This is a genomic window from Niveispirillum sp. (assembly GCF_017996735.1).
In the GTDB taxonomy this organism is placed as follows: domain Bacteria; phylum Pseudomonadota; class Alphaproteobacteria; order Azospirillales; family Azospirillaceae; genus Niveispirillum.
Genome location: NZ_JAGOGJ010000047.1, coordinates 13,227 through 38,760, shown reverse-complemented (window position 1 = coordinate 38,760; position 25,534 = coordinate 13,227). Strand labels below are relative to the sequence as shown.

Here is a 25,534-nt window from a genome sequence, read left to right as displayed (position 1 = left end):
GTAAGCACAGACAATCCGGCAAAGCGGGCGGCCCCATTGGGGCCGCCCGTGATGCCTTTCTGTTTTCAAGGCGCACGCCCTTGCTGTGGCGGCGCCCGTCGCCGGCCAATGACAATCCGGCCCCCTGGGGCAAAAGGATACGCAGGGCCGTCAATCTTTTGCTGCTGGTCGCCATTGTCGGCGGCCTGATCTGGTCGGCGATCTATTTCCGCTGACCCCTATCCGCCCACCGGCGGATCGGCGGCAAGGCGCGCCAGGGGCACCAGATCCGTCCAGCCATAGGCCACCTCTCTCAGCCGCGCGCCTGCAAAGCTGATCGGCTGTTCGGCCAGAAGATCACCCCCCAGCCTTTCATAGAAATAGCGTGACGGGTTGTCGCGCAGCACCCAGACCAGAGCGGTCCGTGTGCCGGCAGCCAGAAGATGCTGGGCCATCGCGGCCAGGAAACGCCGCCCCACCCCCTGCCCCTGCGCCTGGTCCAGAAGATAAAGCGCATAGAATTCGCCACCGAAGCCGGGCAGGCCCGTGCGCTGCGGCCCGCAGGAGGCGAAGCCGAGGATGCCGCCGTCAGGCCCCTGGGCAACAAAGGTACGCCGGCCCCGCGGCAGGCCCGCACCGGACAAAAGACCGCGCCATCTCTTTTCATGCGTGGCCGCGGAAAGCCCCACCAGATACCCGTCGGGCAGCATGCCGGGATAGGTGGACCGCCAGCTTTCGACATGGACATGGGCAATGCCCGCCGCATCAGCCGGGGTGGCGGGACGGATCAGGCTGGCAAAGTGCATGGCCCCCTCCGGATCGACTTCATCCACCTTCATGCTGCCCCAGAAACGCGTCCTTGGCGAGCGACATTGACAAGCGCTGCCACCTTGGGCTGGATAGCGGCAAAACAGGCGAGACATTCATGACATATGCGATGGACGACCGACGCGCCGTCAGCGTAACCATCACCGGCCGGGTTCAGGGTGTCTGGTACCGCGGCTGGACCGTGGAACAGGCGCGCGCGCGTCAATTGGATGGCTGGGTCCGCAACCGCGCCGATGGCAGCGTGGAAGCCCTGTTCGCCGGGCACGCCCCCGATGTGGACGCCATGCTGGATGCCTGCTGGCAGGGGCCGCCATCGGCCATCGTCATCAATGTGAAGGTCACTGAAACCGCCGACCCCGGCTTGTCCGGTTTTGACCAACGCCCAACCGTCTGATCCCGAGCCCCCCCATCCCGAAGCACGGAATGGATTGCCCCCGCCCCGTCTTTAGCCTACATTCAAACGCATGTTTGAGAAGCGGCCGGCATAATGCGGCCCGAAAATGGGGGAGGAAAAGACCATGGTGGGACGCCTGCAGGACAAGATCGTCCTGATCACCGGGGGTGCTTCGGGTATCGGCCTGGCCACGGCCCGCGCGGCGCTGCGCGAAGGGGCCAAGGTGGTTATCACCGACCGCAACGTGAAGGGTGGCGAGGCTGCCATTGCCGAACTGGGTGACGGCGCCGAATTCCTGGCCCAGGACGTGACGCGGGAAGAGCGCTGGGTCGAGGTGATCGGCCATATCGTTGAGAAATATGGCCGCCTGGATGGTCTGGTGAACAATGCCGGCTGCGGCTCGCTGCACAATATCGAGGATGAGACGCTGGAAGGCTGGCGCTTCGTGCATGCGGTCAATGTGGAAAGCACTTTCCTGGGCTGCAAATACGCGATCAAGGCCATGAAACAGACGGGCGGCGGCTCCATCGTCAATGTCTCCTCCGTCGCGGGCCTGTCGGGTGCGGCCGATCTGGCTGCCTATTGTTCGGCCAAGGGGGCCGTTCGGCTGCTGACCAAGTCGGTCGCCATGTGGTGCGCGCAAGCGAAATATGAGATCCGCTGCAACTCCATCCACCCGTCCTTCCTGTACACGCCCATGGTGCAGCAGATGATCGATGTGGCCCCGGACGCGGAGAAGATGCGCCGCCGGCTGGAGCGTACCGCCCCGCTGGGCCGCATGGGCAAGCCGGAGGACGCGGCCAATATGGTGCTGTTCCTGCTGTCGGATGAAAGCCCCTTCATAACCGGGGCGGAATTCGCCGTGGATGGCGGCACGACGGCGCAGTGAGCGGGTCGTTTAACTCCCGCTACCTTCGCGCCTCCCCCGGATCAACGACAGATCAAGCCAAGCGATTTCACCGCCCGTCGGGCGATTGAGGAGATTTTCCCATGACCACGCACCCCCTGTTCGACCTGTCCGGCAAGGTGGCCCTGATCACCGGGTCCTCACGCGGGATCGGCAAGTCCATTGCCCAGGAATATGCCCGCGCCGGGGCAAAGGTCGTCATTTCATCGCGCAAGATCGATGCCTGCAATCTGGTGCGCGATGAGATCGTTGCCGCAGGGGGCGAGGCCATTTCCGTTGCCTGCAATATCGGCCGCAAGGAGGATTTGCAGGCCCTGGTCGATGCCACCGTCACGCAATGGGGCCGCATCGATATCCTGGTCGCCAATGCCGCCATCAACCCCGTCTATGGCCCGCTGGCCAGCGTCAGTGACGATGCCTGGGACAAGATCATGGGCTCCAACCTGCGCAGCACCTGGCAGCTTTGCAACATGGTGATCCCCGGCATGGCAGAGCGCAGGGACGGGTCGGTGATCATCCTGTCCTCCATCGCGGGCCTGCGCGGCAATCCGGTGATCGGTGCCTATGGCGTGTCGAAGGCGGCGGAGGCGGCGCTGGTGCGCAATCTGGCCGTCGAGCATGGCCATGCCAATATCCGCGTCAACGGCATCGCGCCCGGCATCGTGGAAACGGATTTTGCCAAGGCCCTGACCGACAATCCCGACATTGCCAAGGCCGTGATGCGCCGCGCGCCGCTGGGCCGCTTTGGGAAACCGGAAGAGATCGCGGGCGTGGCCCTGATGCTGGCCGCCCCCGCGGGGGCCTTCGTCACGGGCCAACTGCTGGTGGCCGATGGCGGCGCCACCATCGCCGATCCCACGATTCTTTAAGGGAAATACAAGCATGAGCGAGGGCAAGGGAGCGGCCGTCCTGATCGACGTGCTGCCGCAACACCAGTTCGACGAGGGCGCACTGGGTGCCTATCTGTCGACCCATCTTGACGGGTTCCAGGGGCCGGCAAAGGTGCAGCAGTTCCAGGGGGGGCAGTCCAATCCCACCTTCCTGGTGACGGATGCGGCGGCTGCCCGCCTTGTCCTGCGCAAGAAGCCGCCGGGCAAACTGCTGCCCAGCGCCCATATGATCGACCGGGAATTCCGCGTCATGCGCGCCCTGTCGGCCACGGCCGCCCCCGTGCCCGATGCCCGGCTGTATTGTGACGACGCCGCCATCATCGGCACGCCCTTCTATGTCATGGACCATATTGACGGGCGCATCCTGTCGGATGTGGCGCTGGACGGGTTCAGCGTTGAAGAGCGCGCCGCCATCTATGACAGCATGAATGAAACGCTGGCCGCCCTGCACAAGGTGGATTGGCGGGCAGCGGGCCTGGGCGATTTCGGCAAGCCGGAGCAGTATATCCTGCGTCAGGTGGAGCGCTGGTCGAAGCAGTTCGTGGCCACCAAGGGCGACAGCGACATTCCCGCCATGGAACGGCTGATGGAATGGCTGCCCCGCGCCGTGCCGGCGGGGGATGAAACCACCATCGCCCATGGCGATTTCCGCCTGGGCAATCTGATGCTGCACAAGTCGGAACCGCGCGTCGTCGCCATTCTGGATTGGGAACTGGCGACGCTGGGCCATCCCCTCTCGGACCTGGCCTATAATTGCATGGCCTATCACCTGCCGTCCGGGATCAAGCAGTTTCCGGGCTTGGTGGGGGTGGATCTGACGGGATCGGGCATCCCGACCGAAGCCGATTATGTCTCAGCCTATTGCAGGCGCACAGGGCGGGCGGGCATTCCTGACTGGCCCTATTATCTGGCCTTCGCCTTCTTCCGCATCGCGGCCATCTGTCAGGGCGTCTATGCCCGCGCCCTGGCCGGCAATGCCGCCGACCGCAAGGCCCTGGCCTATGGCGAGGTGGCACGGGCCGCTGCCGAGACGGGCTGGCGGTTCGTGTCGGATCGCGCATAGCGGGCGTTCCCCGTGCGGCAGGGGCCGTTGAGGTCCCTTCCGCACCGCCACCTGTGTCCACAGCGTAGCCATGTGCGGAATACCTCTTGGAGCCAATGATGAATTGACCGAAATCAAGGCGGTCTTCATGGTTCTTCGACATGGTGGCGACAGTCGCGCCGTCGGCAATGTACGGGGCCGCCGCGACAAGCCGTCGCGAGGGGTTTTGCCGACGATACCTTTGAAGTAAGAAACAAGGGTGGACAAACGGCACGACCGGCGTGACATTCCCATCAGTGGCGCAAACGGGACAACGGCCCATGGATTACGAGAATTTTTTCAAGAGCCAGATTGACGGCCTGAAGCGTGAAGGCCGTTATCGCGTTTTCGCCGATCTGGAACGCCGTGTAGGTGAATTCCCGACCGCTACCTTCCATGGGGAGGATACCCCGCCCAAGGATGTCACCGTCTGGTGTTCCAACGATTATCTGGGCATGGGGCAGCACCCCGTGGTCATCGGCTCCATGGTCGACAGCCTGCACAAGTGCGGGGCCGGCGCCGGGGGCACTCGCAATATTTCCGGCACCAACCACTATCATGTGATGCTGGAACGCGAACTGGCCGACCTGCATGGCAAGGAAGCGGCCCTGCTGTTCACCTCGGGCTATATCAGCAACGAGGCGACGCTCTCAACCCTGCCGCGCATCCTGCCCAACTGCGTCGTCTTCTCCGACGCGTTGAACCACAATTCGATGATCGAGGGTATCCGTCACTCCGGCGCGGAAAAGCATATTTTCCGGCATAATGATGTGGCCCATCTGGATGCCCTTCTGTCGCGCTATCCGAAGAACCAGCCCAAGCTGGTGGCCTTCGAAAGCGTCTATTCCATGGATGGCGACATCGCCCCCATCAAGGAACTGTGCGACGTCGCCGACAAGCATGGCGCCATGACCTATCTGGACGAGGTGCATGCCGTCGGCATGTATGGCCTGCGTGGCGCCGGTGTGGCGGAGCGTGAAGGCGTGATGGATCGCCTGACCGTGATCGAGGGCACGCTGGGCAAGGCGTTCGGCGTCATGGGTGGTTATATCACCGGCTCCACGGCCCTGGTCGATTGCGTGCGCAGCTTCGCGCCGTCCTTCATCTTCACCACCTCGCTGGCCCCGGTGCTGGCCGCCGGTGCGCTGGCTTCGGTCATGTTCCTGAAGGAACATAACGAAATCCGCATCCGCCACCAGGAACGCGCCGCCACGCTGAAGCGCCGTCTGGCCCAGGCCGGCCTGCCCGTCATGCCGTCGGTCAGCCATATCGTGCCGCTGCTGGTGGGTGACGCGCACCTGTGCAAGCAGGCCAGCGATGATCTGCTGCGCTATCACGACATCTATGTGCAGCCGATTAATTACCCGACCGTGCCGCGTGGCACGGAACGGCTGCGCCTGACGCCCACCCCCTTCCATGACGACCGCAAGATGGACCATCTGGTCGATGCCCTGCTGTCGGTCTGGAAGAACCTGGAACTGAAGCGCGCCGCCTGAACGGCCGATCACGCTTCAATCGATCAAGGCCTGGATGCGCCCCCCGCATCCAGGCCTTTTTCATCTCCGCATGTCCGCTGTAACCGATCGGTTATCCCGGCGCTCTTGAAGCCGGACCTGCCGCCGGGGTACAGGGATATGTGTTGCGGACAAAAGGAATGACGGGATGGCCGAGGTCGACATGGATGAGCTGCTCGAACAGCTCAAGTCGGAATTCAGCGACTATATCAGTGATCGGTTATCCTCCATCTATGGCACACTGGACCAGACGAAGTCGGGCCAGGCCAAGGGGGCCGACGCGCTGCGCGAATTGCGCCGCGAGATCCATTCGCTGAAAGGGTCGGGCTCCACCTTCGGTTATCCCATCGTCTCCCTGATCGCCCAGCGACTGGAGACTTATTGCACCGACCTGAAGGATCTGGACGAAAAGCAGATCGCCGACATCCAGATCTTCGCCGACCGCATCGCGGAAATGGCGGAACTGGAAGACCAGCCGGACATCGCGGCCACCAACCAGATCATCCGCCGGCTGCCCACCCGGTTCGAATTCGACATCACCGATGTCGAGGTGCGCGACGTCGAAATCATGCTGGTGACGCCCAACAAGCTGGTTGCCCGCAAGGCGGCCGGCGAACTGGCCGCCTGCGGCTTCCGCGTCAACATCGTGTCCGATCCGATCGAAGCTATCTCCATTGCCGTGCGCATGCCGCCCGATATGATCATCGCCTCGGCGGTCATGGATGGGCTGGGTGGCATCGACCTGATCCGCGGCCTGCGCGCCATGTCGGTCACCCAGCATGTTCCCGCCGCCCTGATGACCAGCATGGGTGCGGACCAGTTGAAGGGGGTCCCGGCCGATGCCGGCGTCATCCGCCTGGGTGCGACATTCGGCGACGACATTGCTGCGACCATCACCCGTTTCAATCTGGGATGAAGACCCCCATATCCCGCGTTGGTATGATGGGACGTTCGGCCGCGGGCGTCCTTTCATGATCCGGTAACCCGCGCGGGATATATCAGGGGCCGGCGGACAGCGGGTTCCGTCGGGATGAAGGTTGATCCGTGGATACACAATTGCCGCCCGAACCCGATGGTCTGTCCGGTGACGCCAGCGCCATCCCCCCCGATGAACCGGCAAAGGCGGAAACGAAGCGGACCACGGACGTTCTATTGGACACCATCGCCAGGGTAGAGGGCGAACGGATCAGCATCGGCGAAATGATTGATGGGCTGGGGGAGCGGGCCTACGGCATCCTGATGCTGTTATTCGCGCTGCCCACCATATTGCCGGCACCGCCCGGCATGTCAGCCGTCACCGGCATGCCCATCGTGGTGTTTTCCATGCAATTGATGATCGGGCATCCGCATCCCTGGCTGCCCGGTTTCCTGCGCCGGCGCAGCATTCTGCGGACCGATCTGCTGGGCGTTCTCAATAAGGCGGAACCCTGGCTGCGCAAGGTTGAAAACTACACCAAACCCCGCCTGACATATCTGGTCGACGGGCGCATGGAGCGTTTCGCGGGCTTCGTGGTGTTTTTCCTGTCCATCGTGCTGATCCTGCCCATTTTCATGGGCAACATCTTTCCGTCCATCGCCATCGCCCTGATCGCCCTGGCCCTGATGGAACGCGATGGGGTCGCGCTGATCGCCGGGTATGTCTCCGCTGTTGCCAGTACGGTGATCGCCTTCGGCTTCATCGCCCTGACCATCAAGATCATGCTCTACGCCGTCCACCAGTTCCTGGGGCTGTAGGCCGCAGGGGTGGCAGTTGCCCAACCGGGCCGCGCGGGCGTAGCATCCACGCGACGACAATCGCCATGGGCCCCTTGAACATGCAGAGCTTTCCCCGCAGCCGCCCGCGCCGCAACCGTGTCGATGGCTGGACCCGCCGGATGGTGGCGGAGAACCAATTGACGGTGAACGACCTGATCTGGCCGGTCTTTGCGGTGGACGGCGTGAACCAGCGCCAACCCATCGCCAGCATGCCGGGCGTGGAGCGTCTGTCGCTGGACCTGCTGGTGCCGGCGGTGGCGGCGGCGCGTGACCTGGGCATCCCCTGTGTGGCCCTGTTCCCCGTCCTGCCCTTCGACCGGAAGGACCCGGAGGGACGCGAGTCGGGCAATCCCGATAACCTGATGTGCCGGGCCATCCGCGCCATCAAGCGCGAGGTGCCGGATATCGGCATCCTGGGCGACGTCGCGCTCGACCCCTATACCAGCCACGGCCATGACGGCATCGTGAAGGATGGCTATGTCCTGAACGAGGAGACGGTGGAAGCCCTGGTCTGGCAGGCCCTGGTGCAGGCCGATGCCGGATGCGACATTGTCGCCCCCTCCGACATGATGGATGGCCGCATCGGCGCCATCCGCGACGCGCTGGAGGATCGGGGCCACAAGCTGACCCGCATCTGCGCCTATGCCGCCAAATATGCCTCGGCCTTCTATGGCCCGTTCCGCGACGCGGTGCAGACGGGTGGCCTGCTGAAGGGCGACAAGAAGACCTATCAGATGGACCCCGCCAACAGCGACGAGGCGCTGCGCGAGGTGGCGATGGATATCGCCGAAGGCGCCGATATGGTGATGGTAAAGCCCGGCCTGCCCTATCTGGACATCATTCGCCGGGTGAAGGACGAATTCCGCGTGCCCACCTTCGCCTATCATGTCAGCGGCGAATACGCGATGCTGAAGGCAGCGTCGGCCAATGGCTGGCTGAACTATGACGCGGCCTTGCTGGAAACCCTGCTCAGCTTCAAGCGGGCCGGCACGGACGCGATCCTGACCTATGGCGCCGTCGATGCGGCCCGGTTGCTGCGGACTGTCGGTTAAGCAAAATAGGGTGGGGGCAGGAAAAAACCTGCCCCCACAGATCAATCAGCCACGCTTCAGGGCGGCACGGCCCGGATAGACCGAGGCCACGCCCAGGCCTTCCTCGATACGGATGAGCTGGTTGTACTTGGCAATCCGGTCGGAACGCGACAACGAGCCGGTCTTGATCTGGCCGCAGTTCGTGGCGACGGCCAGGTCGGCGATGGTGCTGTCCTCGGTCTCGCCCGAACGGTGCGACAGGACGGCGGTGTAGCCGGCATTCTGCGCGATCCGGACGGCTTCCAGCGTCTCGGTCAGGGTGCCGATCTGGTTGACCTTCACCAGAATGGAGTTGCCGACACCCTTCTTGATGCCATCGGACAGGCGGGCCGGGTTGGTGACGAACAGGTCGTCGCCAACCAGTTGCACCTTGCCGCCGATCGTGTCGGTCAGGAGCTTCCAGCCTTCCCAATCATCCTCAGCCATGCCGTCCTCGATGGACACGATCGGGTACTTCGACACCAGATCGGCCCAGTAGGCGACCATTTCGGCCGGCGTCAGGCTCTTGCCCTCGCCTTCCAGCTCGTACTTGCCGTTCTTGAAGAATTCGGTGGAGGCGGCGTCCAGCGCCAGCAGCACATTCTCACCGGCCTTGTAACCGGCATCCGCGATGGCGGCGACGATGAAGTCCAGCGCCTCGGTGGCGGACGACAGGTTGGGGGCGAAGCCGCCCTCGTCGCCCACGGCGGTGTTGTGGCCGGCGGCCTTCAGCTTCTTCTTCAGGGCATGGAAGATTTCGGCACCCACGCGGATGGCCTCGGCGCAGGTTTCCGCGCCGACCGGCATCACCATGAATTCCTGGATGTCGATCGGGTTGTCGGCATGGGCGCCGCCATTGATGATGTTCATCATCGGCACCGGCAGGATGCGGGCATTGGCGCCACCGACATAGCGGTAGAGCGGCAGGTCCAGCTCATCGGCCGACGCCTTGGCGACGGCCATGGACACGCCCAGGATGGCGTTGGCGCCCAGGCGGCCCTTGTTCGGCGTGCCGTCCAGGTCGATCATGGCCTGATCGATGGCGACCTGATCGGTGCTCTCCAGACCGACCAGCGTGTCGGCGATCTCGCCATTCACGGCCTCGACAGCCTTCAGCACACCCTTGCCCAGGTAGCGGGCCTTGTCACCATCGCGCAGTTCGACGGCTTCATGCGCGCCGGTGGAGGCGCCCGACGGAACGGCGGCCCGACCAAAGGCGCCGGATTCCAGGCGAACCTCGACCTCAACGGTCGGGTTGCCGCGGCTGTCCAGGATTTCGCGCGCGTGAATGTCGATGATGGCGGACATGGGGCCTCTCTCTGACGTGGGCGTGGATGCCGTGAACCCGATAAAGGGTAAATACGGGATGAAGGGGATAACGCCAGAGACCATCGCCGACAAGGGACGGTTTCGCTACCCCGCCGTGCCCACAGGTTCCACCGGCCTGGCACCATCCGTCGGGATGGTGGCCGCCAATTGCCGCCTGGCTCCCTGCACGCCTGCATAGAAGGCGGAAAGCAAGGCGAAATCGTCCTGCATGCTGTCCGTAGTCGTGACCGGATCGCCGATACGCACGGTGCGCGTCGTATAATCCAGCGCGACAGGTATGATCGGAACGCCGGCCTGTCGCGCGATATGCCAGAAGCCTGTCTTCCATCCGGCACCGGGTTTCGGGCTGCGCGTGCCCTCCGGTGCGATGCCGACCACGAGCCGGTCCGCACTGTTCAACGCGGCCACGCATTCGCCCACAACACCATGCGCCGCACGTCGATCGACGGGCAGGATATCGCACCAGCGCATGATGGGGCCCAGCGGCCCCTTGAACAAGGTGTGCTTGCCCAGGATGTGGATACGCACGCCGGTGGACAGGATGGTGCCCATCGCGATGAAGAAATCATAGTTGGAGCTGTGCGGGGCACCGATGGTGACAAATTTTTCCAGATCCGGAAATGCCCCCGCGATGCGCCAGCCCATCAGGCGCATCAACAGGCGCCCGACCAAACGTGAAAACGGGCCGCCCCGCCGCGGCGTGCGGGGACCCAGGGGAACATGTGACATGGATCGTTTTCCTCACCCACCGGCGGTTAGCCACCCCCGCCTTTCGTTATATTCCCGATGGTGGGGTATGTGGTCGGTATTGTCAAAGGTGCGGAAGGTCAGAGCACGACCGGATTGGCCTTGGCGATACGGTCAAAGGCCAGCAGCGTGGTCAGCACCCCTTCCATCTGATCCAGCGGCACCATGTTGGGGCCGTCGCTGGGCGCGCAGTCGGGATTCTCGTGCGTCTCCATGAACACGGCAGCCACGCCGATGGCGATGGCGGCGCGGGCCAGGACGGGCACGAATTCGCGCTGGCCGCCGCTGCTGCTCCCCTGCCCGCCCGGCTGCTGCACCGAATGGGTGGCGTCATAGACGACGGGATAGCCCGTCTGCGCCATGATGGGCAGGGACCGCATGTCGCTGACCAGCGTGTTATAGCCGAAGCTAGCGCCCCGCTCGCACAGCAGGATGTTGTGGTTGCCGGTGGACGCGATCTTGGCGGCGACATTCTTCATGTCCCACGGTGCCAGGAACTGCCCCTTCTTCACATTGATCGGCTTGCCCGTCTCCCCCGCCGCCAGCAGCAGGTCGGTCTGCCGGCACAGGAAGGCGGGGATCTGCAAGACGTCCACCACCTCCGCCACCGGCGCACACTGATCCGCCGAATGGATATCGGTCAGGACGGGGCAGCCGAATGTATCGCGGATGTCGGCCAGGATGGGCAGCGACTTGTCCATGCCCAAACCGCGCTGCGCCGATAGGGAGGTGCGGTTGGCCTTGTCGAAGCTGGTCTTGTAGATCAGCCCGATGCCCAGCTTGCTTGTCAGTTCCGACAGGGCACCCGCCATCATGAAGGCATGGTCGCGGCTTTCCAACTGGCACGGGCCGGCGATCAGGGTGAAGGGCCGGTCATTGGCAATCGACAACGGGCCAACATTGACGGTACGGGTCATGGGGATGCTCCTTTACGCACGCATATGGGCAGCCGCGTGCGGAAAATAAAGAAGGCCGGGGAGGTCTGACCCCGCCCCGGCCTTCTTCACAAATCAGATGCTCACACCAGCCGGCTCTGCGCGATGGCCGCAGAGATGAAGCTGGTGAACAGCGGGTGCGGATCGAACGGCTTGGACTTCAGTTCCGGGTGGAACTGCACGCCCACGAACCAGGGATGCTCCGGCAGTTCCACGATTTCCGGCAGGATGCCATCGGGCGACAGGCCGGAGAATTTCAGGCCCACCTTCTCCAGCGTCTCCTTGAAGTTGATATTCACTTCATAGCGGTGACGGTGACGCTCGATGATGTCCTCGCTGCCATAGATGTCGGCAACACGGGTGCCCGCCAGCAGGTGGCAGTTATAGGAACCCAGGCGCATGGTGCCGCCCAGATCGCCACCTTCCTGGCGCTGAACCAACTGGTTGCCCTGGGTCCATTCCGTCATCAGGCCGACCACGGCCGGATCGGGCTTGCCGAATTCGGTTGAGCCAGCATGTTCCAGACCGGCCAGGTGGCGCGCGCTTTCGATCACGGCCATCTGCATGCCGAAGCAGATACCGAAATAGGGGATCTTGTGTTCCCGCGCGAACTGCACCGCGCGGATCTTGCCCTCGGTCCCGCGCTCACCGAATCCGCCCGGCACCAGGATGCCGTGGACATGCTCCAGCCGCTCGATGGCCTCGCCCGTCTCGAAGATCTCGGCGTCGATCCAGTCCAGCTTGACCTTCACATTGTTGGCGATGCCGCCATGGGTCAGCGCCTCGCCCAGCGATTTGTAGGCGTCCAGCAGACTGGTGTACTTGCCGACCACCGCGATGGTGACGGTGCCTTCGGGGTTGCGCACGCGGCGCACGATCTCTTCCCAGCGCGACAGGTTCGGGGCGCCGTCGGGGGCCATGCCGAAATATTTCAGCACTTCGGTGTCGAAACCCTGCTCGTGATAGGAGATCGGCACCTGATAGATGGTGTCGACATCAAGAGCGGCGATCACGCATTCCTTCTTGATGTTGCAGAACTGCGCGATCTTCCGGCGCTCATTCTCCGGAATGTCGCGGTCGGCGCGGCACAGCAGCATCTGCGGCTGGATACCGACGGACAGCAGTTCCTTCACCGAATGCTGGGTCGGCTTGGTCTTCAGCTCACCGGCGGCCGGGATATAGGGGACCAGGGTGACGTGGCAGAACAGCACGTTCTCCGACCCGCGATCATTGCCGAACTGGCGGATGGCCTCCAGGAAGGGCAGCGATTCGATATCGCCGACGGTGCCGCCCACCTCGCACAGCACAAAATCCTCGCCATCCAGGTCGGCGGCGATGAAATCCTTGATGGCGTCGGTGATGTGCGGGATCACCTGGACCGTGGCGCCCAGATAGTCGCCGCGGCGTTCCTTGGCCAGAACGTTGGAATAGATGCGGCCAGTGGTGATGTTGTCGGACTTGGTGGCGTGAACACCCGTGAAGCGTTCGTAATGGCCCAGGTCCAGGTCGGTTTCGGCGCCGTCATCGGTGACGAACACCTCACCATGCTGGTACGGGCTCATCGTGCCCGGATCGACGTTCAGATAGGGGTCCAGCTTGCGCAGGCGGACCTTGTAGCCACGCGCCTGCAGCAGCGCCCCCAGGGCTGCGGATGCCAGGCCCTTGCCCAGCGACGAAACCACACCACCGGTGATGAAGATGAAGCGCGTCATGGAACCCTAACCTTCGCCAAGCATGCCAACAGGTTGGGCCCATCCGGCCCAAGCAATTGAGATTTCACATCGGGGCACGGATGCCCATTTCACCATATTCACGCCCTAACGGAAAGAGGCGGCATGTCTGCCGCCTCTTGCCATATCCACGGGCCGTTGCGCCTTCGGGCCTTACTGGCCGACGGGAACCGCCGGCTTGGCCGGCTCGGCGGGCGTCACCGGAGCCTCGCTGCCGGGGGCCGGCAGCTTGTCGAAAATGCTCTTCTGGCTGGAACCCGTGCCGGCCATGATGGCCAGGATCAGGCTGGTGCAGAAGAACAGGGCCGCCAGAACGGCAGTGGTGCGGGTGAGCAGGTTGGCGCTGCCGCGGGCGGTCATGAAACCGCCCATGGTGCCGCCACCCACGCCCAGGCCGCCGCCTTCCGACTTCTGCACCAGAACCACGCCGATCAGCGCCAGCGTGATCAGCAGATGCACGACCAGGACTACCTCTTGCATCCCAACAATCCCTGAATACCGTCACGGAACCGGGCCGCGGGACCCGCGACCGTCGATAAGCAAATGGCGCATCAAGCGCCCAAACGCAAGGCCGCCCGCTTCCCGTTTCAAGGGGGAAGCGGGCGGCGCCCGCGTCATGTATCCGTCACGCTTCTTAACCGGTCCCGCGACGGGACGCCATAGCGAAGTATCAAGGGCAGGCTTGCGCGATGGCCCAGAAATCATCCGCCTTCAGGCTGGCCCCACCCACCAGGGCACCGTCGACATCGGCCAGGTCAAGGATTTCGGCGGCATTCGACGGCTTCACCGACCCGCCATAAAGGATACGCACGGCATCGGGATCGGTGACCAGTCCCGCCAGCCGGGCACGGATCATGGCATGCATGGCAGCAATGTCCGCCAGGGTCGGCGTGCGCCCCGTGCCGATGGCCCAGACCGGTTCATAGGCGATGACGGTATTGGCCGCCGTGGCGCCGTCGGGAATCGAGCCGATCAGTTGCGCCGCCACCACCGCCTCGGCGTTGCCGGCGTCACGCTCGGCCTCCGTCTCGCCGACGCAGACGATGGCGTTCAGGCCCGCCCGCAGGGCGGCGGCAGCCTTGCCCTTGATGACGGCGCTGCTTTCGCCATGGTTGGTGCGGCGTTCGGAATGGCCGACGATCACCCAGCCGGCGCCGGCATCGGCCAGCATTTCAGCCGCGATGTCGCCCGTATGGGCACCCTGGGCCTGCGCATGGCAATCCTGCCCGCCCACGGAAACGGCATTGCCGGACACGGCCTGGGCAACAGTGGTGATGATGGTGGCGGGCGGACAGACCAGCAGGTCGAATCGCTTATCGGCGACGGGTCCGACGCGTGCCGCCAGATCGGCGGCCAGCGCAGCACCATCGTCCCGCCGGCAATGCATCTTCCAATTGCCGGCAATCAGGTAACGGCGAACGGTCATTTCATCCTCTACTCTTCTTGTCGGCCATGTCCGCCGGGTTGTTCCCGGTCCGCCGGCCGTATGTGACGGAAAGATTATGCGGACATGCGCGTGCTGTCCAAAAGGTCAACGCTGTCATGGGCCGATGCGCAAGACATGGCGCCTGCCCGCCCCCCGGACTTGCCCCCCGGTTGCGGCTTCCCTATGATGCCGCGCCTTCCGGGCTCTCGCCCGGCGGTGCGATCCGCATTTCGGCGGGTGGCACCGCACCCATTCGATGGAACAACAAGCGTCCCCATGCTCCAGATCATCCGCAGCACCGCCGGCTCCTGGGTCGTCAAGATCCTGTTCGTGGCCCTGATCATCAGCTTCGCTGTCTGGGGCATCGGCGATGTCACCAAGGGGGTGCAGAAGGGTGTCGCCCAGGTCGGTGATCAGGCCATCACGCCGCTGGAACTGGATCAGGCCTACCGCGTCGAATTCAACCGCATGCGGCAGATGGTCGGTCCGGAATTCAGCGAGGAACAGGCCCGTCAGTTCGGCCTGCGCGACCGCGCCCTGGAACAGTTGATCCAGAAGAAATTGCTGGCGCTGGCGGCTGATGATCTGGGCCTGCGCGTCGCGGACGATACTGTGCGCGCGGAAGTGCTGAAGGTTCCGGCCTTCAAGGACAGTTTCGGCAATTTCGACGCCAACCTGATGCGTGCGCTGTTGCAGCAGAACGGCCTGACCGAGGCCGGCTTTGTCGAGGATGTGCGCGGCGACATGGCCCGCAGCGACCTGATCGGTGCCGTCACCGCCGGCGCCAACGCGTCGAAGACCCTGGCCGAGGCACTGTACCGCTACCGGTTCGAGGGACGGACCTTCGAGATCGTTACCATCCCCTATAATGCGATGCCGGCCGCCCCCTCGCCGGATCAGGCGACGCTGGAGGCCTTCCACAAGGAAAAGGCCGTCCGCTATACCGCGCCCGAATATCGCACCCTGAACGTGGCCCTGATCGAAGCCGTGAACCTGACCAAGGATGTCGAGGTCACGGATGAGTTGCTGAAGGAATATTATGACGGCCATGCCGGCGATTACATCACGCCGGAAAAGCGGTCGATCACCCAGGCCGTGTTCCCCAGCAAGGACGCCGCCGACAAGGCGCTGGCCGAGGTGAAGGGCGGCAAGTCGGTGGAAGACGTGGCCACGGCCGCCGGCGTCGAGGCTGTGACGCTGGAGGATGTGCTGAAGGATGGTCTGCCGGTCGAACTGGCCGAACCCGCCTTCGCCACCGCCCAGGGTACCTCCGGCGGCCCGGTGGAAAGCGCCTTCGGTTTCCACATCTTCACCATCACCAAGGTCCAGGCCGGCGGTGAGCGCAAGCTGGAGGATGTGAAGGACGAGGTTGCGGCCAAGGTCCGGCAGGACAAGGCCGTGGAAAAGATGTTCGAACTGTCCACCAAGCTGGAAGATGAACTGGCCGGCGGCACCCCCCTGGCCGAGGCCGCCCAGGCCGTGGGCGCGCGCGTCGTCAAGCTGGAGAAGATCGACAATCGCGGTGCCGACAAGGCCGGCGTCGCCCAGGGCGCCACCCTGCCAGCCATCGACAAGATCGTGACCGCTGGCTTCACCGTGGCCGAGGGCCAGACGGGCAGCGTGGAGGAGGCCGGCAGCGAGGCTTTCTTTGCTGTACAGGTGGAATCGGTGATCCCCGCCGCGCTGAAGCCGCTGGACGAGGTGAAGTCGGTCGTCCTGGGCGACTGGCAGGCCGAGCAGAAGCAGGTCGCGGCCCGGAAAAAGGCCGAGGAGATCGTCGAGAAGATCAAGGCCGGCAGCGCCGCCAAGGACGCCGCCGCCGGCGTGTCCGGCGCGCTGGTCCAGAATGTCGATCCGTTGATGCGGGCCGGCGCGCCCAGCGCCCTGATCCCCGCCGCCGCCGTTCAGACCCTGTTCGGCAGCGCCGTGGGCAGCGTGACGACGGCGGAAAAGCCGACGGGGGTGGTGGTGGCCAAGCTGACCGGCATCATCGCGGCCGATCCCGCCAATCCGATGGCCGCCAACCAGTTGGCGCAATTGGCCAGTTCGACGGGCCAGGCCATGCAGGATGAACTGGTCATGCAGTATCTGGCCGCCCTGCGCGCCCATTACGGTGTGACCATCAACCAGTCCCTGATCAACCAGCTCTACCGCACCACGCAGGAGTAAGTCCCGTGCGCACCTTTCCGGACAACAGCACCTTTATCCGCACCTATGAGTCCGGGGCGGCGCAGGTGCTCTGGACCCGGTTGGTCAGCGATCTGGACACGCCCGTTTCCGCCATGCTGAAGCTTGTGCGCGGGCGCCCCAACGCTTTCCTGCTGGAATCGGTCACCGGCGGATCGGTGCGCGGCCGCTATTCCATGATCGGGTTGAAGCCGGACCTGATCTGGCGCTGCCGGGGAACCCATTCGCAGATCAACCGCAATGCGGCGGATGATCCCAACAGCTTCGTGCCGTGCCAGGGCGATCCGCTGAAGGTTCTGTCCGACCTGCTGGATGAAAGCCGCATCGACCTGCCGGCGGAACTGCCGCCCATGTCGGCCGGCCTGTTCGGCTATCTGGGCTATGACATGGTCCGGTTGATGGAGAAGCTGCCCGACAGCAATCCCAACGAGTTGGACCTGGATGACAGCATCATGGTCCGGCCCACCGTCATGGCCATTTTCGACGGGATCGAGAATGTCGTGACCGTTGTCACCCCCGTCCGCCCCCAGCCGGGCCTGTCGGCGGCCGATGCGTTTGAAGCCGCCCGCACGCGGCTGGCGGAATCGGTGGCCGATCTGGAAGGACCGGTGCCGGGCGGGCATGAGACGACAACCGATGTGACCGCGTTGCCGGAGCCGGAGTCGAACACGGCACGCCAGGAATATTTCGGCGTTGTGGAGAAGGCCAAGGAGTATGTCCGGGCCGGCGACATCTTCCAGGTCGTGCCCAGCCAGCGCTTCTCCGTGCCCTTCACCCTGCCGCCTTTCGCGCTCTACCGGGCACTGCGCCGTCTGAACCCGTCGCCCTTCCTGTTCTTCCTGGATTTCGGCGACCTGTCGATCGTGGGTTCCAGCCCCGAGATTCTGGTGCGCCTGCGTGACGACACCGTCACCATCCGCCCCATCGCCGGCACTCGCAAACGCGGCAAGAACGCGGCGGAGGACAAGGAACTGGCTGCCGACCTTCTGTCCGATCCCAAGGAACTGGCCGAGCATCTGATGCTGCTGGATCTGGGCCGTAACGATGTGGGGCGGGTGTCGCAGACGGGAACCGTTACGGTAACGGAAAAGTTTACCATCGAATATTACTCCCACGTGATGCACATCGTTTCGAATGTGGAAGGAAAGCTGAACCCGAAATTCTCGCCTATCGAGGCGTTGGTCGCCGGTTTCCCGGCGGGCACCGTGTCGGGGGCGCCCAAGGTTCGGGCGATGGAGATCATCGACGAGTTGGAGAAGACCCGTCGCGGCATCTATGGCGGCTGCATCGGGTATTTCGCGGCCAATGGCACCATGGACACCTGCATCGCCCTGCGCACCGCCGTGTTGAAGGATGGTGTCATGCATGTACAGGCGGGCGGCGGTGTGGTGGCCGACAGCGACCCGGAATCCGAGTATCAGGAGACGGTGAACAAGGCCAAGGCCCTGTTCAAGGCTGCGGAGGAGGCCGTGCGCTTCGCCCAGGAGAACCGTGGCTGAGCGGATGCCGGGACTGCCCGCCACCGTGCCGGACCGGCTGGTCCTGGCCACGGCGGCGGGGCTGGTCCCGGTTCTGGCCCCGTTATTGCCGGGGGCCGATCCTGTCACCGACCGGGAACAGTTGGGCGCCCTGCTCCTCTCCGGCCAGGATCAGGCCATCCGGCTGGTCAGCATCGGTTTCGGGCATGTCGTGCCGGCGTCCATGCTGACCCTCTGTCGCGCCGGCGCCGTTAACATCCATCCGGCCCCGCCGGATTATCCGGGGTCAGGCAGCAATCATCTGGCCCTGTATGAGGGCGCGAAACAGTTCGGGGTGACGGCCCATGTCATGGTCGCGGAGATCGATGCCGGCCCCATCCTGGCCGTCCGGTCCTTCGACATCCCCCCCGGCATCGGGCACCGCAGCCTGGATGAACTGACATTTCCGGCCTTGCTGTCCCTTGTCCGGAGCTTGGCCCCCTGTCTGGCCGGGCACGCGCCCTGGCCCGACCCGCCGGGCCTGTCCTGGCGTGGTCCGGCCAGACGGCGGGCGGAAGTGCTGGCCCTGGCACAGGTGACGCCGGATATGGGGCCGGAGGAACAGCAGCGACGACGCCGTGCCTTTTTCGAGGGGCCCGACAGCATCCTCACATACTGGCAGGATGGCCACGCCAGCCCGTACCGGCCGGGGGGCCGGGTCCGGGGCTGGATCGACGGGATCATCAATCACGCCATCCATGGCTGGGCCCATGACCCCGGATACCCACCCGTGACGGTCAGGGTGGAGGTGGATGGCAGACCGTTCCGCGATATCGAGGCCAAGGCCCCCCGTGCCGATGTGGCCGCCGCCGGCCATGGCGACGGGCGTTGCGGGTTCAGCCTGCGACTGGACGACCTGCCGCCGGGGGCGAAACGGATTGATTTCCTGCTGCCCGGTGATGAATGGTGCCGGATACCGGGGGGACCAGTGAAAATATCGCGCGACGACGGCCTCAATTGAGGCGAAGGTCAGGCCGCCGGCAGGCTCTGCCCCAACCGACCGCCGACCCGCACCGGCTCTGCCCGTTTGGCCAGGCCCGTGCGGTCATCGGTTTCCACGAACACGCCGCACACACTGACGGTCGCGTCGTTTTCTCCTGGTGAATAACGCTCGCCCGGCGTCTTGCGCAGCATCTTGTAGATGGCCGCTTCCTTCTTCATGCCGATGACAGTGTCATAGTCACCGCACATGCCGGCATCCGTCTGATAGGCGGTGCCGCCGTTCAGGATCTGCAGGTCGGCGGTGGGCACATGGCAATGGGTGCCGACCACCAGGCTGACCCGACCGTCCAGCACATGGCCCATGATCATCTTTTCGCTGCTGGCCTCGGCATGCATATCCATGATGATGGCGTCCACGCCGGCCGGCCCCATGCGTGCCCCGCCCAGGCGGTGAATGTTCAACACCTTCTCCACCGGCGGGAACGGATCATCCAGCGGGTCCATGAACACCCGGCCCATGGCGTTGATCACCATCACCTTGTGCCGGCCATTCTTGGCCGGCAGGATCGTGAAGCCCCGGCCCGGCGTGCCTTCGGGATAGTTGATGGGGCGCACCAGTTGCGGCAGGCGGCCGATCTGCCCCAGCAATTCCTTCTGGTCCCAGGCATGGTTGCCCAGGGTGACGCAGTCCACGCCCGCCGCAAACAGCTCTTCCGCGATCTTTTCGGTGATGCCGAAGCCGCCAGCCGCGTTTTCCCCGTTCACGACGATGAAGTCGGGTTTCAGCCTGGCCTTCAGGTCCGGCAGATGGCGCAACACGCCTTCCCGCCCGCTACGCCCCACAATATCGCCCAGGAAAAGCAACCGCATAAAAATCCCCAATGGGTCAGGCCGGGCGCCAGGCACCCTGCTCCGTCACGATCCAGTCAAGCTTTTGATCGTAGGCGTCGATGGGCAGCTTATCCACCCCCTGCCCCGCATAGCCGATGCCCACGGCGACCGTCGGTGCCTCCGCCCGCAGCACTTCCAGCGTGCGGTCATAAAAGCCGCCGCCATAGCCCAGACGGTAACCCGCCTGATCGAAGGCCAGCAGCGGCACCAGCACGATATCGGGCTGGACCAGCGGCGCATCGCCCATCGGTTCCATGATGCGAAAGGCGCCGGGTACCAGCGGATGGCCGGGCCGCCACAGCCGGAAGACCAGCGGCCAGGCCCGCCCCGCCACCACAGGCAGGGCCGTGGCATGGCCGGCGGCGGCCAGGGCCGAGAGCGAGGGCAGCACGTCCGCCTCGTCCCCCTTGGCATGATAACCCGCGATGGTCAGGAGACCGGAGCGCAGGCCGGGCAGCAGGGACAGGAGATGAGTGGCGATGGCGACGCCGACGGCCGGCCCGACCACAGCATGGCAGCGGGCGCGAACCTGGCGCGCCTCGATACGGGCGGCCTGCTTGGCCTGGGCGATTGGATCGACGTCCAGGTCTGGCATCATAAAACCGGCGATTTGGTGGAGGACAATACCATCGGTCGGATCCGGCCGATGGTACGGCGGCAATTGCCGCCGCGCGGCACGTGCCGCGTAAGCCAAGCCGCCGGATGGCGGCGCCCGGCGCTTGACGGAACAGACATAATGCGGAAGATGGCCGCCTTGGCCGTTGGTGTGTGCTATCCCTCGTGACCTGTGCAAACAGGTGGGAGCCATATGCCGGCACCACGGCGCCGGTAGGGACAGCCCCCTCGAGGAATGATTATCGGCCCCGGGGATAAAGCGACCTGACGCACCAGGCAGCCAACCTCCTGTCCTATATCTAGGCGCGTTCGAGCCGCGCTGCAATGTCTTCGATGCGTTTTGCCAATGTATCGACGGCGGCAACCACCTTCGCCTCATCGGCCGGGCTGGTCGCGGGCGTGGATGCCGGCTGCTGCTGATGCACAATGGGGGCCGGGGCATGGCCGGCGCGCAGGGACTTTGCCTCGGCCCGGGCCTCCATCAATTCATCCGCCAGCACGATGCAGGTGGCAATCAGGTTCTGCACCTCATGACCGGCGGCACCGCCCGTCAGTTCCTGCATGCGGGCATCGACATAGGCCGCCAGTTCCAGCAGACGCTGCTCCTGCCCATCTTCGCAGGTCAGCGAGTGGTTACGGCCATTCAGGGTAAAATCGACGCGACGCATGATCAACCTTCCTCAAGCACGCCCTGCAGGCGTGAAATCGCCGCGTCCAGGCGAACCCTCATGACGCGGGCCTGTTCCTGTGCCTGACGTTCCGCATGGCGGGCCGCCGCCAGTTCCGCCTCCAGCCGCAGCTTTTCCGACAGCCAGCCGGCCGTACCTGCATTGGCGTCCATCCGCTCCAGCCGGCGCGTCAAGGCACGATCCAGCAGGCCGATGGACTTATCCAGGCGCTCCAGCGCGGCAGTCAGACTGTCCAAGGCGGTGGCTCTTCAGGGGCGGGTGGACGGATGTCGGCACCGTTCATGGCACGAGACGACAGACCTTAGGGGTCCCCCTCCCCCCACGTCAACAATCGCACCGCAAAAAACCGCGGAATCCGCTATTGTGGCCCCCCTCCGTGGCCGGGCATCCGCCATGCTTGGCTGTCGCTTGACCCCCCCGGCGGATTTGGCCAATTTGCCGCCACCATTCGGGGGGGATCGGCCGTCGGACCGGGACGGTTGCTGCCGCCCGTTTTCCCTGTTCCGACACAGCACCAAGTACAGCGCTTCGTTAGAGCAATGTCCGGCCAGCCCCAAAGGCCGGCGCCCCGCATGAAAGGCCCTTCGCGCAATGTCGTCCGATCTGACCGCTGGCGTGTCCCACGCCGATCTCGCCAACGCCATCCGCGCCCTGTCCATGGACGCGGTGGAAGCCGCCAAGTCCGGACATCCCGGCATGCCGATGGGCATGGCCGACGTCGCGACCGTCCTGTTCACGCAGTTCCTGAAGTTCGATCCGAAGCGCCCCGACTGGGCCGACCGCGACCGGTTCATCCTGTCGGCGGGCCATGGCTCCATGCTGCAATACAGCCTGATGTACCTGACCGGGTATGAAGACATCACGCTGGACGAGATCAAGCGCTTCCGCCAGATGGGTGCGAAGACTGCCGGCCACCCCGAATATGGCATGGCGCGCGGCATCGAAATGACGACCGGTCCGCTGGGTCAGGGCATCTCCACCGCCGTCGGCTTCGCCATGGCCGAGCGCATCCTGAATGCCCGTTTCGGTGACGATCTGGTCGATCACACAACCTATGTCATCGCCGGCGACGGCGACCTGCAGGAAGGCATCAGCCACGAAGCCAGCTCACTGGCCGGCCATCTGGGCCTGTCCAAGCTGATCGTCCTGTGGGACGACAATCGCATCAGCATCGATGGCTCCACCGACCTGTCCTTCACCGAGGATGTGAAGGCCCGCTACGCCGCCTATAACTGGGACGTGTCCGCCGTTGACGGCCATGACCCGGTCGCGATCGCCAAGGCCATTGCAGCCGCCAAGCTGACGGACAAGCCCTCGCTGATCGCCTGCCGCACCACCATCGGCTATGGCGCGCCGACCAAGGCCAACACCGCCGGCAGCCATGGCAGCCCGCTGGGTGCCGCCGAGATCGAGGGAGCGCGCAAGGCGCTGAACTGGCCGCATGCGCCGTTCGAGATCCCCGAGGCCATCCTGCACGCCTGGCGCCATTTCGGCGATCGGGGCCACCCGACCGTCGATGCCTGGGTGAAGCGTCTGGCGCGGTCCCCCAACCGTCTGGCCTTCAAGGCCGCCATCGCCGGCGACCTGCCGGCCGAGGCGCGCGCCGCCCTGCACGCGCATAAGAAGGCCGTGTCGGAGACCAAGCCGAAGATCGCCACCCGCCAGTCGTCGGGCAACACGCTGGATGTCATCGTCCCGCTGGTGCCGGAAATGATGGGCGGTTCGGCCGACCTGACCGGGTCCAACAATACCCGCGTCAAGACCCTGTCCAAGGCCGTCCAGAAGGATAGCTGGGATGGTCGTTACGTGCATTACGGCGTGCGCGAGCATGCCATGGCCGCCATCATGAACGGCATGGCCCTGCATGGCGGCGTCATCCCCTATTCCGGCACGTTCCTGGCCTTCTCCGATTACAGCCGCCCGGCCATCCGTCTGGGCGCCCTGATGAAGCAGCGGGTCATCCATGTCATGACCCATGACAGCATCGGCCTGGGCGAAGATGGCCCGACGCATCAGCCCGTGGAACATATTCCGGCGCTGCGCTGCATCCCCAACCTGCTGGTCCTGCGCCCCGCCGACGCCGTGGAAGCGGCAGAGGCCTGGGAAATCGCCCTGGACGCCAAGACCCGCCCGTCTGTGCTGGCCCTGACCCGTCAGAACCTGCAGACCATGCGCGTGGATCATACCGACGAGAACCTGTCCGCCAAGGGCGCCTATGTCCTGCGTGAGGCGTCGGGCCCGCGCAAGGTCACCCTGCTGGCCACGGGTTCGGAGGTGGAGATCGCCTTCAACGCGCGGGAGAAGCTGGAAGCCGAAGGCATCCCCACGGCGCTGGTTTCCATGCCGTCCTGGGAACTGTTCGCCGAACAGCCCGAGGCGTACCAGAAGGCCGTGCTGGGCGATGGGCTGCGTATCGGCGTGGAAGCCATGGTCCGCTTCGGCTGGGATCGCTGGATCGGCGAAAAGGGTGTGTTCATCGGCATGCCCGGCTTTGGCGAAAGCGCACCGTACCAGGAGTTGTACCAGCATTTCGGCATCACCGCCGACGCCATCGTGAAGGCGGCGAAGGAACGGCTGTAAGCCTGTCCGGCATCCCGATCGGGCATAAAACAACGGCGCCAGAGCAATCTGGCGCCGTTTTGCATGATGAAACCCAGGGCGAAGTGACGCGGCGCCTATCGCGCGGGATGTTCGGGACGGGCCGCCGGCTCTATCGCCTGATCCCCAAGATGGCGTTATCCACCTTGCGCCGTGTCTGGGCGTGATGGGCGTGGCAGATGGCGACGGCCAGGGCGTCGGCGGCGTCGGCGGTGGAACGCTGGAAACCCGGCAGCAGCATCCGCACCATATGCTGGACCTGCACCTTGTCGGCATGGCCCGTGCCGACCACGGATTTTTTGACCGCCATGGGCAGATACTGTTCCACCGGAAGACCAGCCTTGGCGGCGCTGAACAAGGCGATGCCGCGCGCCATGCCCAGTTTCAGGGTGGAGGCGGGGTTCACATTGGCCAGGGTCTCTTCCACCGCCGCCTCATCGGGCTGCCATTCGGCGATGACGGAAGCGATGCCTTCATGCAGGTCCAACAGGCGTTGGGCCAATTCGTCCGTGCTGTCGGTATGGATCGTGCCATCGGCCACATGGCTCAGCCGGTTGCCGGCGGCGTCGATGACGCCCCAGCCCAGATGGCGAAGACCGGGGTCCAGCCCCAGGATACGCACGGGTACCTGTCCCGCCATGGCTTCACCATTCCCAAAAAAGGCCGGCCCCATACTCAAGGGGCCTGGCGGGGGCCAGGAACCCGGCCCCCGTACCGTCGGTCAGCCCAGCTTTTCCAGCAGGTCGGCCGGAATGTCGAAATTGCCCAGCACCGTCTGGACATCGTCATTGTCTTCCAGCACGTCCAGCAGCTTCAGCAGCGTCTGGGCCGTATCCTCCGCCGTGACCGGCAGCAGGTTCAGCGGCGTCCAGGTCAGCTTGGCGCTTTCCGGGGCGCCGAAACGGGCTTCCAGCGCGTCGCGGACCTCGCCCAGCGTATCGGTGCTGGTGATGATGGCATGGCCATGCTCGTCAGACTGAACATCCTCGGCCCCCGCCTCGATGGCAGCTTCCAGCATGTCGTCGGCGGACGCCACGCTGGCCGGATAGGTGACCTGACCGATGCGGTTGAACATGAACGAGACCGAATTGGTTTCGCCCAGCGACCCGCCATGCTTGGTGAAGGCGGAGCGCACTTCCGACGCAGTGCGGTTACGGTTGTCGGTCAGCGCTTCCACGATCAGGGCGATACCGCCGGGGCCATAGCCCTCGTACCGCACCTCATCATAGTTGGTGTCGTCGGCACCGCCCGGAATGCCCATCTTGATGGCCCGGTCGATACGGTCCTTGGGCAGGTTCTGGGCGCGGCCTGCCTGGATGGCGGCGCGCAGGCGGGGGTTCATGGCCGGGTCGGGCAGGCCCGACTTTGCCGCGACGGTGATTTCGCGCGCCAGCTTGTTGAAAATCTTCGACCGCTTGGCGTCCTGCGCGCCTTTGCGGTGCATGATGTTCTTGAATTGGCTATGACCGGCCATGGGGACGCCTTGCTGTATCGTTCTGATATATGGGCT

At 64.6% G+C, this 25,534-nt stretch carries 26 protein-coding genes and 1 other RNA gene; 13 read left to right on the top strand and 14 right to left on the bottom strand.

What is annotated here, in order from left to right:
- Positions 1 to 80 precede the first annotated feature (80 nt).
- Positions 81 to 215, top strand: coding sequence for a hypothetical protein (locus KBA48_RS16015; RefSeq protein ID WP_292908129.1), 135 nt, complete (start codon positions 81 to 83; stop codon positions 213 to 215).
- 3 nt (positions 216 to 218) lie between these two features.
- Here the strand turns inward: KBA48_RS16015 and KBA48_RS16010 are convergent, their stop codons facing one another.
- Entirely contained in the window at positions 219 to 818 is a 600-nt protein-coding gene (locus KBA48_RS16010) for a GNAT family N-acetyltransferase (protein ID WP_292908128.1), read from the bottom strand.
- A gap of 98 nt (positions 819 to 916) precedes the next feature.
- On the opposite strand from KBA48_RS16010, the gene KBA48_RS16005 reads away from it, so the two are divergent.
- The 8 genes from KBA48_RS16005 to hemB all read left to right on the top strand — a co-directional run bounded on the left by KBA48_RS16005 (position 917) and on the right by hemB (position 8,400).
- Positions 917 to 1,201: an acylphosphatase gene (locus KBA48_RS16005; RefSeq protein WP_292908127.1), complete on the top strand. Its 285-nt coding sequence runs from the start codon at positions 917 to 919 to the stop codon at positions 1,199 to 1,201.
- Between the two features lie 124 nt (positions 1,202 to 1,325).
- Positions 1,326 to 2,090, top strand: a complete 765-nt coding sequence (locus KBA48_RS16000; protein WP_292908125.1) for a glucose 1-dehydrogenase — start codon at positions 1,326 to 1,328, stop codon at positions 2,088 to 2,090.
- A gap of 101 nt (positions 2,091 to 2,191) precedes the next feature.
- On the top strand, positions 2,192 to 2,977 hold the full coding sequence (locus KBA48_RS15995; protein ID WP_292908123.1) for an SDR family NAD(P)-dependent oxidoreductase: 786 nt from the start codon (positions 2,192 to 2,194) through the stop codon (positions 2,975 to 2,977).
- Positions 2,978 to 2,990: 13 nt separating this feature from the next.
- Positions 2,991 to 4,061, top strand: a complete 1,071-nt coding sequence (locus tag KBA48_RS15990) for a phosphotransferase (RefSeq protein WP_292908121.1) — start codon at positions 2,991 to 2,993, stop codon at positions 4,059 to 4,061.
- A 299-nt stretch (positions 4,062 to 4,360) separates the two neighbouring features.
- Positions 4,361 to 5,575 carry a 5-aminolevulinate synthase gene (gene hemA / locus KBA48_RS15985; protein WP_292908119.1) on the top strand — a complete coding sequence of 405 codons (1,215 nt, stop codon included), beginning with the start codon at positions 4,361 to 4,363 and terminating at the stop codon, positions 5,573 to 5,575.
- A gap of 166 nt (positions 5,576 to 5,741) precedes the next feature.
- Complete coding sequence (locus tag KBA48_RS15980; RefSeq protein WP_292908117.1) at positions 5,742 to 6,509, top strand: Hpt domain-containing protein; 768 nt, start codon at positions 5,742 to 5,744, stop codon at positions 6,507 to 6,509.
- Positions 6,510 to 6,649: 140 nt separating this feature from the next.
- The gene (locus KBA48_RS15975; RefSeq protein WP_292908115.1) at positions 6,650 to 7,327 is read left to right on the top strand and encodes an exopolysaccharide biosynthesis protein; all 678 of its coding nucleotides are present in this window, start codon (positions 6,650 to 6,652) and stop codon (positions 7,325 to 7,327) included.
- Between the two features lie 80 nt (positions 7,328 to 7,407).
- On the top strand, positions 7,408 to 8,400 hold the full coding sequence (gene hemB / locus KBA48_RS15970) for a porphobilinogen synthase (protein WP_292908113.1): 993 nt from the start codon (positions 7,408 to 7,410) through the stop codon (positions 8,398 to 8,400).
- 45 nt (positions 8,401 to 8,445) lie between these two features.
- On the opposite strand, the gene eno is transcribed toward hemB, so the two are convergent.
- From eno to tpiA, 6 genes are all read right to left on the bottom strand, one after another.
- On the bottom strand, positions 8,446 to 9,726 hold the full coding sequence (eno, locus tag KBA48_RS15965; RefSeq protein ID WP_292908111.1) for a phosphopyruvate hydratase: 1,281 nt from the start codon (positions 9,724 to 9,726) through the stop codon (positions 8,446 to 8,448).
- 105 nt (positions 9,727 to 9,831) lie between these two features.
- Complete coding sequence (locus tag KBA48_RS15960) at positions 9,832 to 10,476, bottom strand: lysophospholipid acyltransferase family protein (protein ID WP_292908109.1); 645 nt, start codon at positions 10,474 to 10,476, stop codon at positions 9,832 to 9,834.
- Between the two features lie 98 nt (positions 10,477 to 10,574).
- Positions 10,575 to 11,411 (bottom strand): 3-deoxy-8-phosphooctulonate synthase, encoded by an 837-nt coding sequence (gene kdsA / locus KBA48_RS15955; RefSeq protein WP_292908107.1) that lies wholly within the window; start codon positions 11,409 to 11,411, stop codon positions 10,575 to 10,577.
- A gap of 101 nt (positions 11,412 to 11,512) precedes the next feature.
- Positions 11,513 to 13,141 (bottom strand): CTP synthase, encoded by a 1,629-nt coding sequence (locus KBA48_RS15950; RefSeq protein WP_292908105.1) that lies wholly within the window; start codon positions 13,139 to 13,141, stop codon positions 11,513 to 11,515.
- Between the two features lie 171 nt (positions 13,142 to 13,312).
- Positions 13,313 to 13,639: a preprotein translocase subunit SecG gene (gene secG / locus KBA48_RS15945; protein ID WP_292908103.1), complete on the bottom strand. Its 327-nt coding sequence runs from the start codon at positions 13,637 to 13,639 to the stop codon at positions 13,313 to 13,315.
- Positions 13,640 to 13,829: 190 nt separating this feature from the next.
- On the bottom strand, positions 13,830 to 14,585 hold the full coding sequence (gene tpiA, locus KBA48_RS15940) for a triose-phosphate isomerase (RefSeq protein WP_292908101.1): 756 nt from the start codon (positions 14,583 to 14,585) through the stop codon (positions 13,830 to 13,832).
- Positions 14,586 to 14,861: 276 nt separating this feature from the next.
- Between tpiA and KBA48_RS15935 the strand changes: the two genes are divergently transcribed.
- Genes KBA48_RS15935 through KBA48_RS15925 form a run of 3 tightly spaced genes read left to right on the top strand, consistent with a single transcriptional unit; the run spans position 14,862 to position 19,250 of the window.
- Complete coding sequence (locus tag KBA48_RS15935) at positions 14,862 to 16,754, top strand: peptidylprolyl isomerase (protein ID WP_292908099.1); 1,893 nt, start codon at positions 14,862 to 14,864, stop codon at positions 16,752 to 16,754.
- A 5-nt stretch (positions 16,755 to 16,759) separates the two neighbouring features.
- Complete coding sequence (trpE, locus tag KBA48_RS15930) at positions 16,760 to 18,271, top strand: anthranilate synthase component I (RefSeq protein WP_292908097.1); 1,512 nt, start codon at positions 16,760 to 16,762, stop codon at positions 18,269 to 18,271.
- Positions 18,264 to 19,250 carry a formyltransferase family protein gene (locus tag KBA48_RS15925; RefSeq protein ID WP_292908095.1) on the top strand — a complete coding sequence of 329 codons (987 nt, stop codon included), beginning with the start codon at positions 18,264 to 18,266 and terminating at the stop codon, positions 19,248 to 19,250. Before trpE ends, KBA48_RS15925 begins: the two co-directional genes overlap by 8 nt.
- A gap of 8 nt (positions 19,251 to 19,258) precedes the next feature.
- Here KBA48_RS15925 and KBA48_RS15920 read toward each other — a convergent pair whose 3' ends face one another.
- From KBA48_RS15920 to KBA48_RS15900, 5 genes are all read right to left on the bottom strand, one after another.
- Positions 19,259 to 20,101: a TIGR00282 family metallophosphoesterase gene (locus KBA48_RS15920; protein WP_292908093.1), complete on the bottom strand. Its 843-nt coding sequence runs from the start codon at positions 20,099 to 20,101 to the stop codon at positions 19,259 to 19,261.
- 16 nt (positions 20,102 to 20,117) lie between these two features.
- Entirely contained in the window at positions 20,118 to 20,717 is a 600-nt protein-coding gene (locus KBA48_RS15915; RefSeq protein WP_292908091.1) for a 5-formyltetrahydrofolate cyclo-ligase, read from the bottom strand.
- Between the two features lie 147 nt (positions 20,718 to 20,864).
- Positions 20,865 to 21,023, bottom strand: a non-coding RNA gene (gene ssrS / locus KBA48_RS15910) — 6S RNA.
- Positions 21,024 to 21,036: 13 nt separating this feature from the next.
- Positions 21,037 to 21,405 (bottom strand): cell division protein ZapA, encoded by a 369-nt coding sequence (locus KBA48_RS15905; RefSeq protein ID WP_292908089.1) that lies wholly within the window; start codon positions 21,403 to 21,405, stop codon positions 21,037 to 21,039.
- A gap of 2 nt (positions 21,406 to 21,407) precedes the next feature.
- Positions 21,408 to 21,662: a hypothetical protein gene (locus tag KBA48_RS15900; protein ID WP_292908087.1), complete on the bottom strand. Its 255-nt coding sequence runs from the start codon at positions 21,660 to 21,662 to the stop codon at positions 21,408 to 21,410.
- 355 nt (positions 21,663 to 22,017) lie between these two features.
- Between KBA48_RS15900 and tkt the strand changes: the two genes are divergently transcribed.
- Positions 22,018 to 24,006: a transketolase gene (gene tkt / locus KBA48_RS15895; protein WP_292908085.1), complete on the top strand. Its 1,989-nt coding sequence runs from the start codon at positions 22,018 to 22,020 to the stop codon at positions 24,004 to 24,006.
- Between the two features lie 130 nt (positions 24,007 to 24,136).
- Here tkt and ruvC read toward each other — a convergent pair whose 3' ends face one another.
- Entirely contained in the window at positions 24,137 to 24,664 is a 528-nt protein-coding gene (ruvC, locus tag KBA48_RS15890) for a crossover junction endodeoxyribonuclease RuvC (protein WP_292908083.1), read from the bottom strand.
- An 81-nt stretch (positions 24,665 to 24,745) separates the two neighbouring features.
- Positions 24,746 to 25,498, bottom strand: a complete 753-nt coding sequence (locus tag KBA48_RS15885; RefSeq protein WP_292908081.1) for a YebC/PmpR family DNA-binding transcriptional regulator — start codon at positions 25,496 to 25,498, stop codon at positions 24,746 to 24,748.
- Positions 25,499 to 25,534: the final 36 nt, after the last annotated feature.

What these genes read in the sequence shown, in the direction of transcription:
- tkt (WP_292908085.1), top strand. Translation starts at nt 22,018, where the DNA reads ATGTCGTCCGATCTGACCGCTGGCGTGTCCCACGCCGATCTCGCCAAC.
- kdsA (WP_292908107.1), bottom strand. Translation starts at nt 11,411, where the DNA reads ATGACCCGTACCGTCAATGTTGGCCCGTTGTCGATTGCCAATGACCGG.
- KBA48_RS15935 (WP_292908099.1), top strand. Translation starts at nt 14,862, where the DNA reads ATGCTCCAGATCATCCGCAGCACCGCCGGCTCCTGGGTCGTCAAGATC.
- KBA48_RS15980 (WP_292908117.1), top strand. Translation starts at nt 5,742, where the DNA reads ATGGCCGAGGTCGACATGGATGAGCTGCTCGAACAGCTCAAGTCGGAA.
- KBA48_RS15950 (WP_292908105.1), bottom strand. Translation starts at nt 13,141, where the DNA reads ATGACGCGCTTCATCTTCATCACCGGTGGTGTGGTTTCGTCGCTGGGC.
- KBA48_RS16000 (WP_292908125.1), top strand. Translation starts at nt 1,326, where the DNA reads ATGGTGGGACGCCTGCAGGACAAGATCGTCCTGATCACCGGGGGTGCT.
- eno (WP_292908111.1), bottom strand. Translation starts at nt 9,726, where the DNA reads ATGTCCGCCATCATCGACATTCACGCGCGCGAAATCCTGGACAGCCGC.
- KBA48_RS16005 (WP_292908127.1), top strand. Translation starts at nt 917, where the DNA reads ATGGACGACCGACGCGCCGTCAGCGTAACCATCACCGGCCGGGTTCAG.
- KBA48_RS15905 (WP_292908089.1), bottom strand. Translation starts at nt 21,405, where the DNA reads ATGCGTCGCGTCGATTTTACCCTGAATGGCCGTAACCACTCGCTGACC.
- KBA48_RS15990 (WP_292908121.1), top strand. Translation starts at nt 2,991, where the DNA reads ATGAGCGAGGGCAAGGGAGCGGCCGTCCTGATCGACGTGCTGCCGCAA.
- KBA48_RS16010 (WP_292908128.1), bottom strand. Translation starts at nt 818, where the DNA reads ATGAAGGTGGATGAAGTCGATCCGGAGGGGGCCATGCACTTTGCCAGC.
- KBA48_RS15960 (WP_292908109.1), bottom strand. Translation starts at nt 10,476, where the DNA reads ATGTCACATGTTCCCCTGGGTCCCCGCACGCCGCGGCGGGGCGGCCCG.
- KBA48_RS15995 (WP_292908123.1), top strand. Translation starts at nt 2,192, where the DNA reads ATGACCACGCACCCCCTGTTCGACCTGTCCGGCAAGGTGGCCCTGATC.
- ruvC (WP_292908083.1), bottom strand. Translation starts at nt 24,664, where the DNA reads ATGGCGGGACAGGTACCCGTGCGTATCCTGGGGCTGGACCCCGGTCTT.
- tpiA (WP_292908101.1), bottom strand. Translation starts at nt 14,585, where the DNA reads ATGACCGTTCGCCGTTACCTGATTGCCGGCAATTGGAAGATGCATTGC.
- KBA48_RS15915 (WP_292908091.1), bottom strand. Translation starts at nt 20,717, where the DNA reads ATGCCAGACCTGGACGTCGATCCAATCGCCCAGGCCAAGCAGGCCGCC.
- secG (WP_292908103.1), bottom strand. Translation starts at nt 13,639, where the DNA reads ATGCAAGAGGTAGTCCTGGTCGTGCATCTGCTGATCACGCTGGCGCTG.
- KBA48_RS15885 (WP_292908081.1), bottom strand. Translation starts at nt 25,498, where the DNA reads ATGGCCGGTCATAGCCAATTCAAGAACATCATGCACCGCAAAGGCGCG.
- hemA (WP_292908119.1), top strand. Translation starts at nt 4,361, where the DNA reads ATGGATTACGAGAATTTTTTCAAGAGCCAGATTGACGGCCTGAAGCGT.
- KBA48_RS15920 (WP_292908093.1), bottom strand. Translation starts at nt 20,101, where the DNA reads ATGCGGTTGCTTTTCCTGGGCGATATTGTGGGGCGTAGCGGGCGGGAA.
- hemB (WP_292908113.1), top strand. Translation starts at nt 7,408, where the DNA reads ATGCAGAGCTTTCCCCGCAGCCGCCCGCGCCGCAACCGTGTCGATGGC.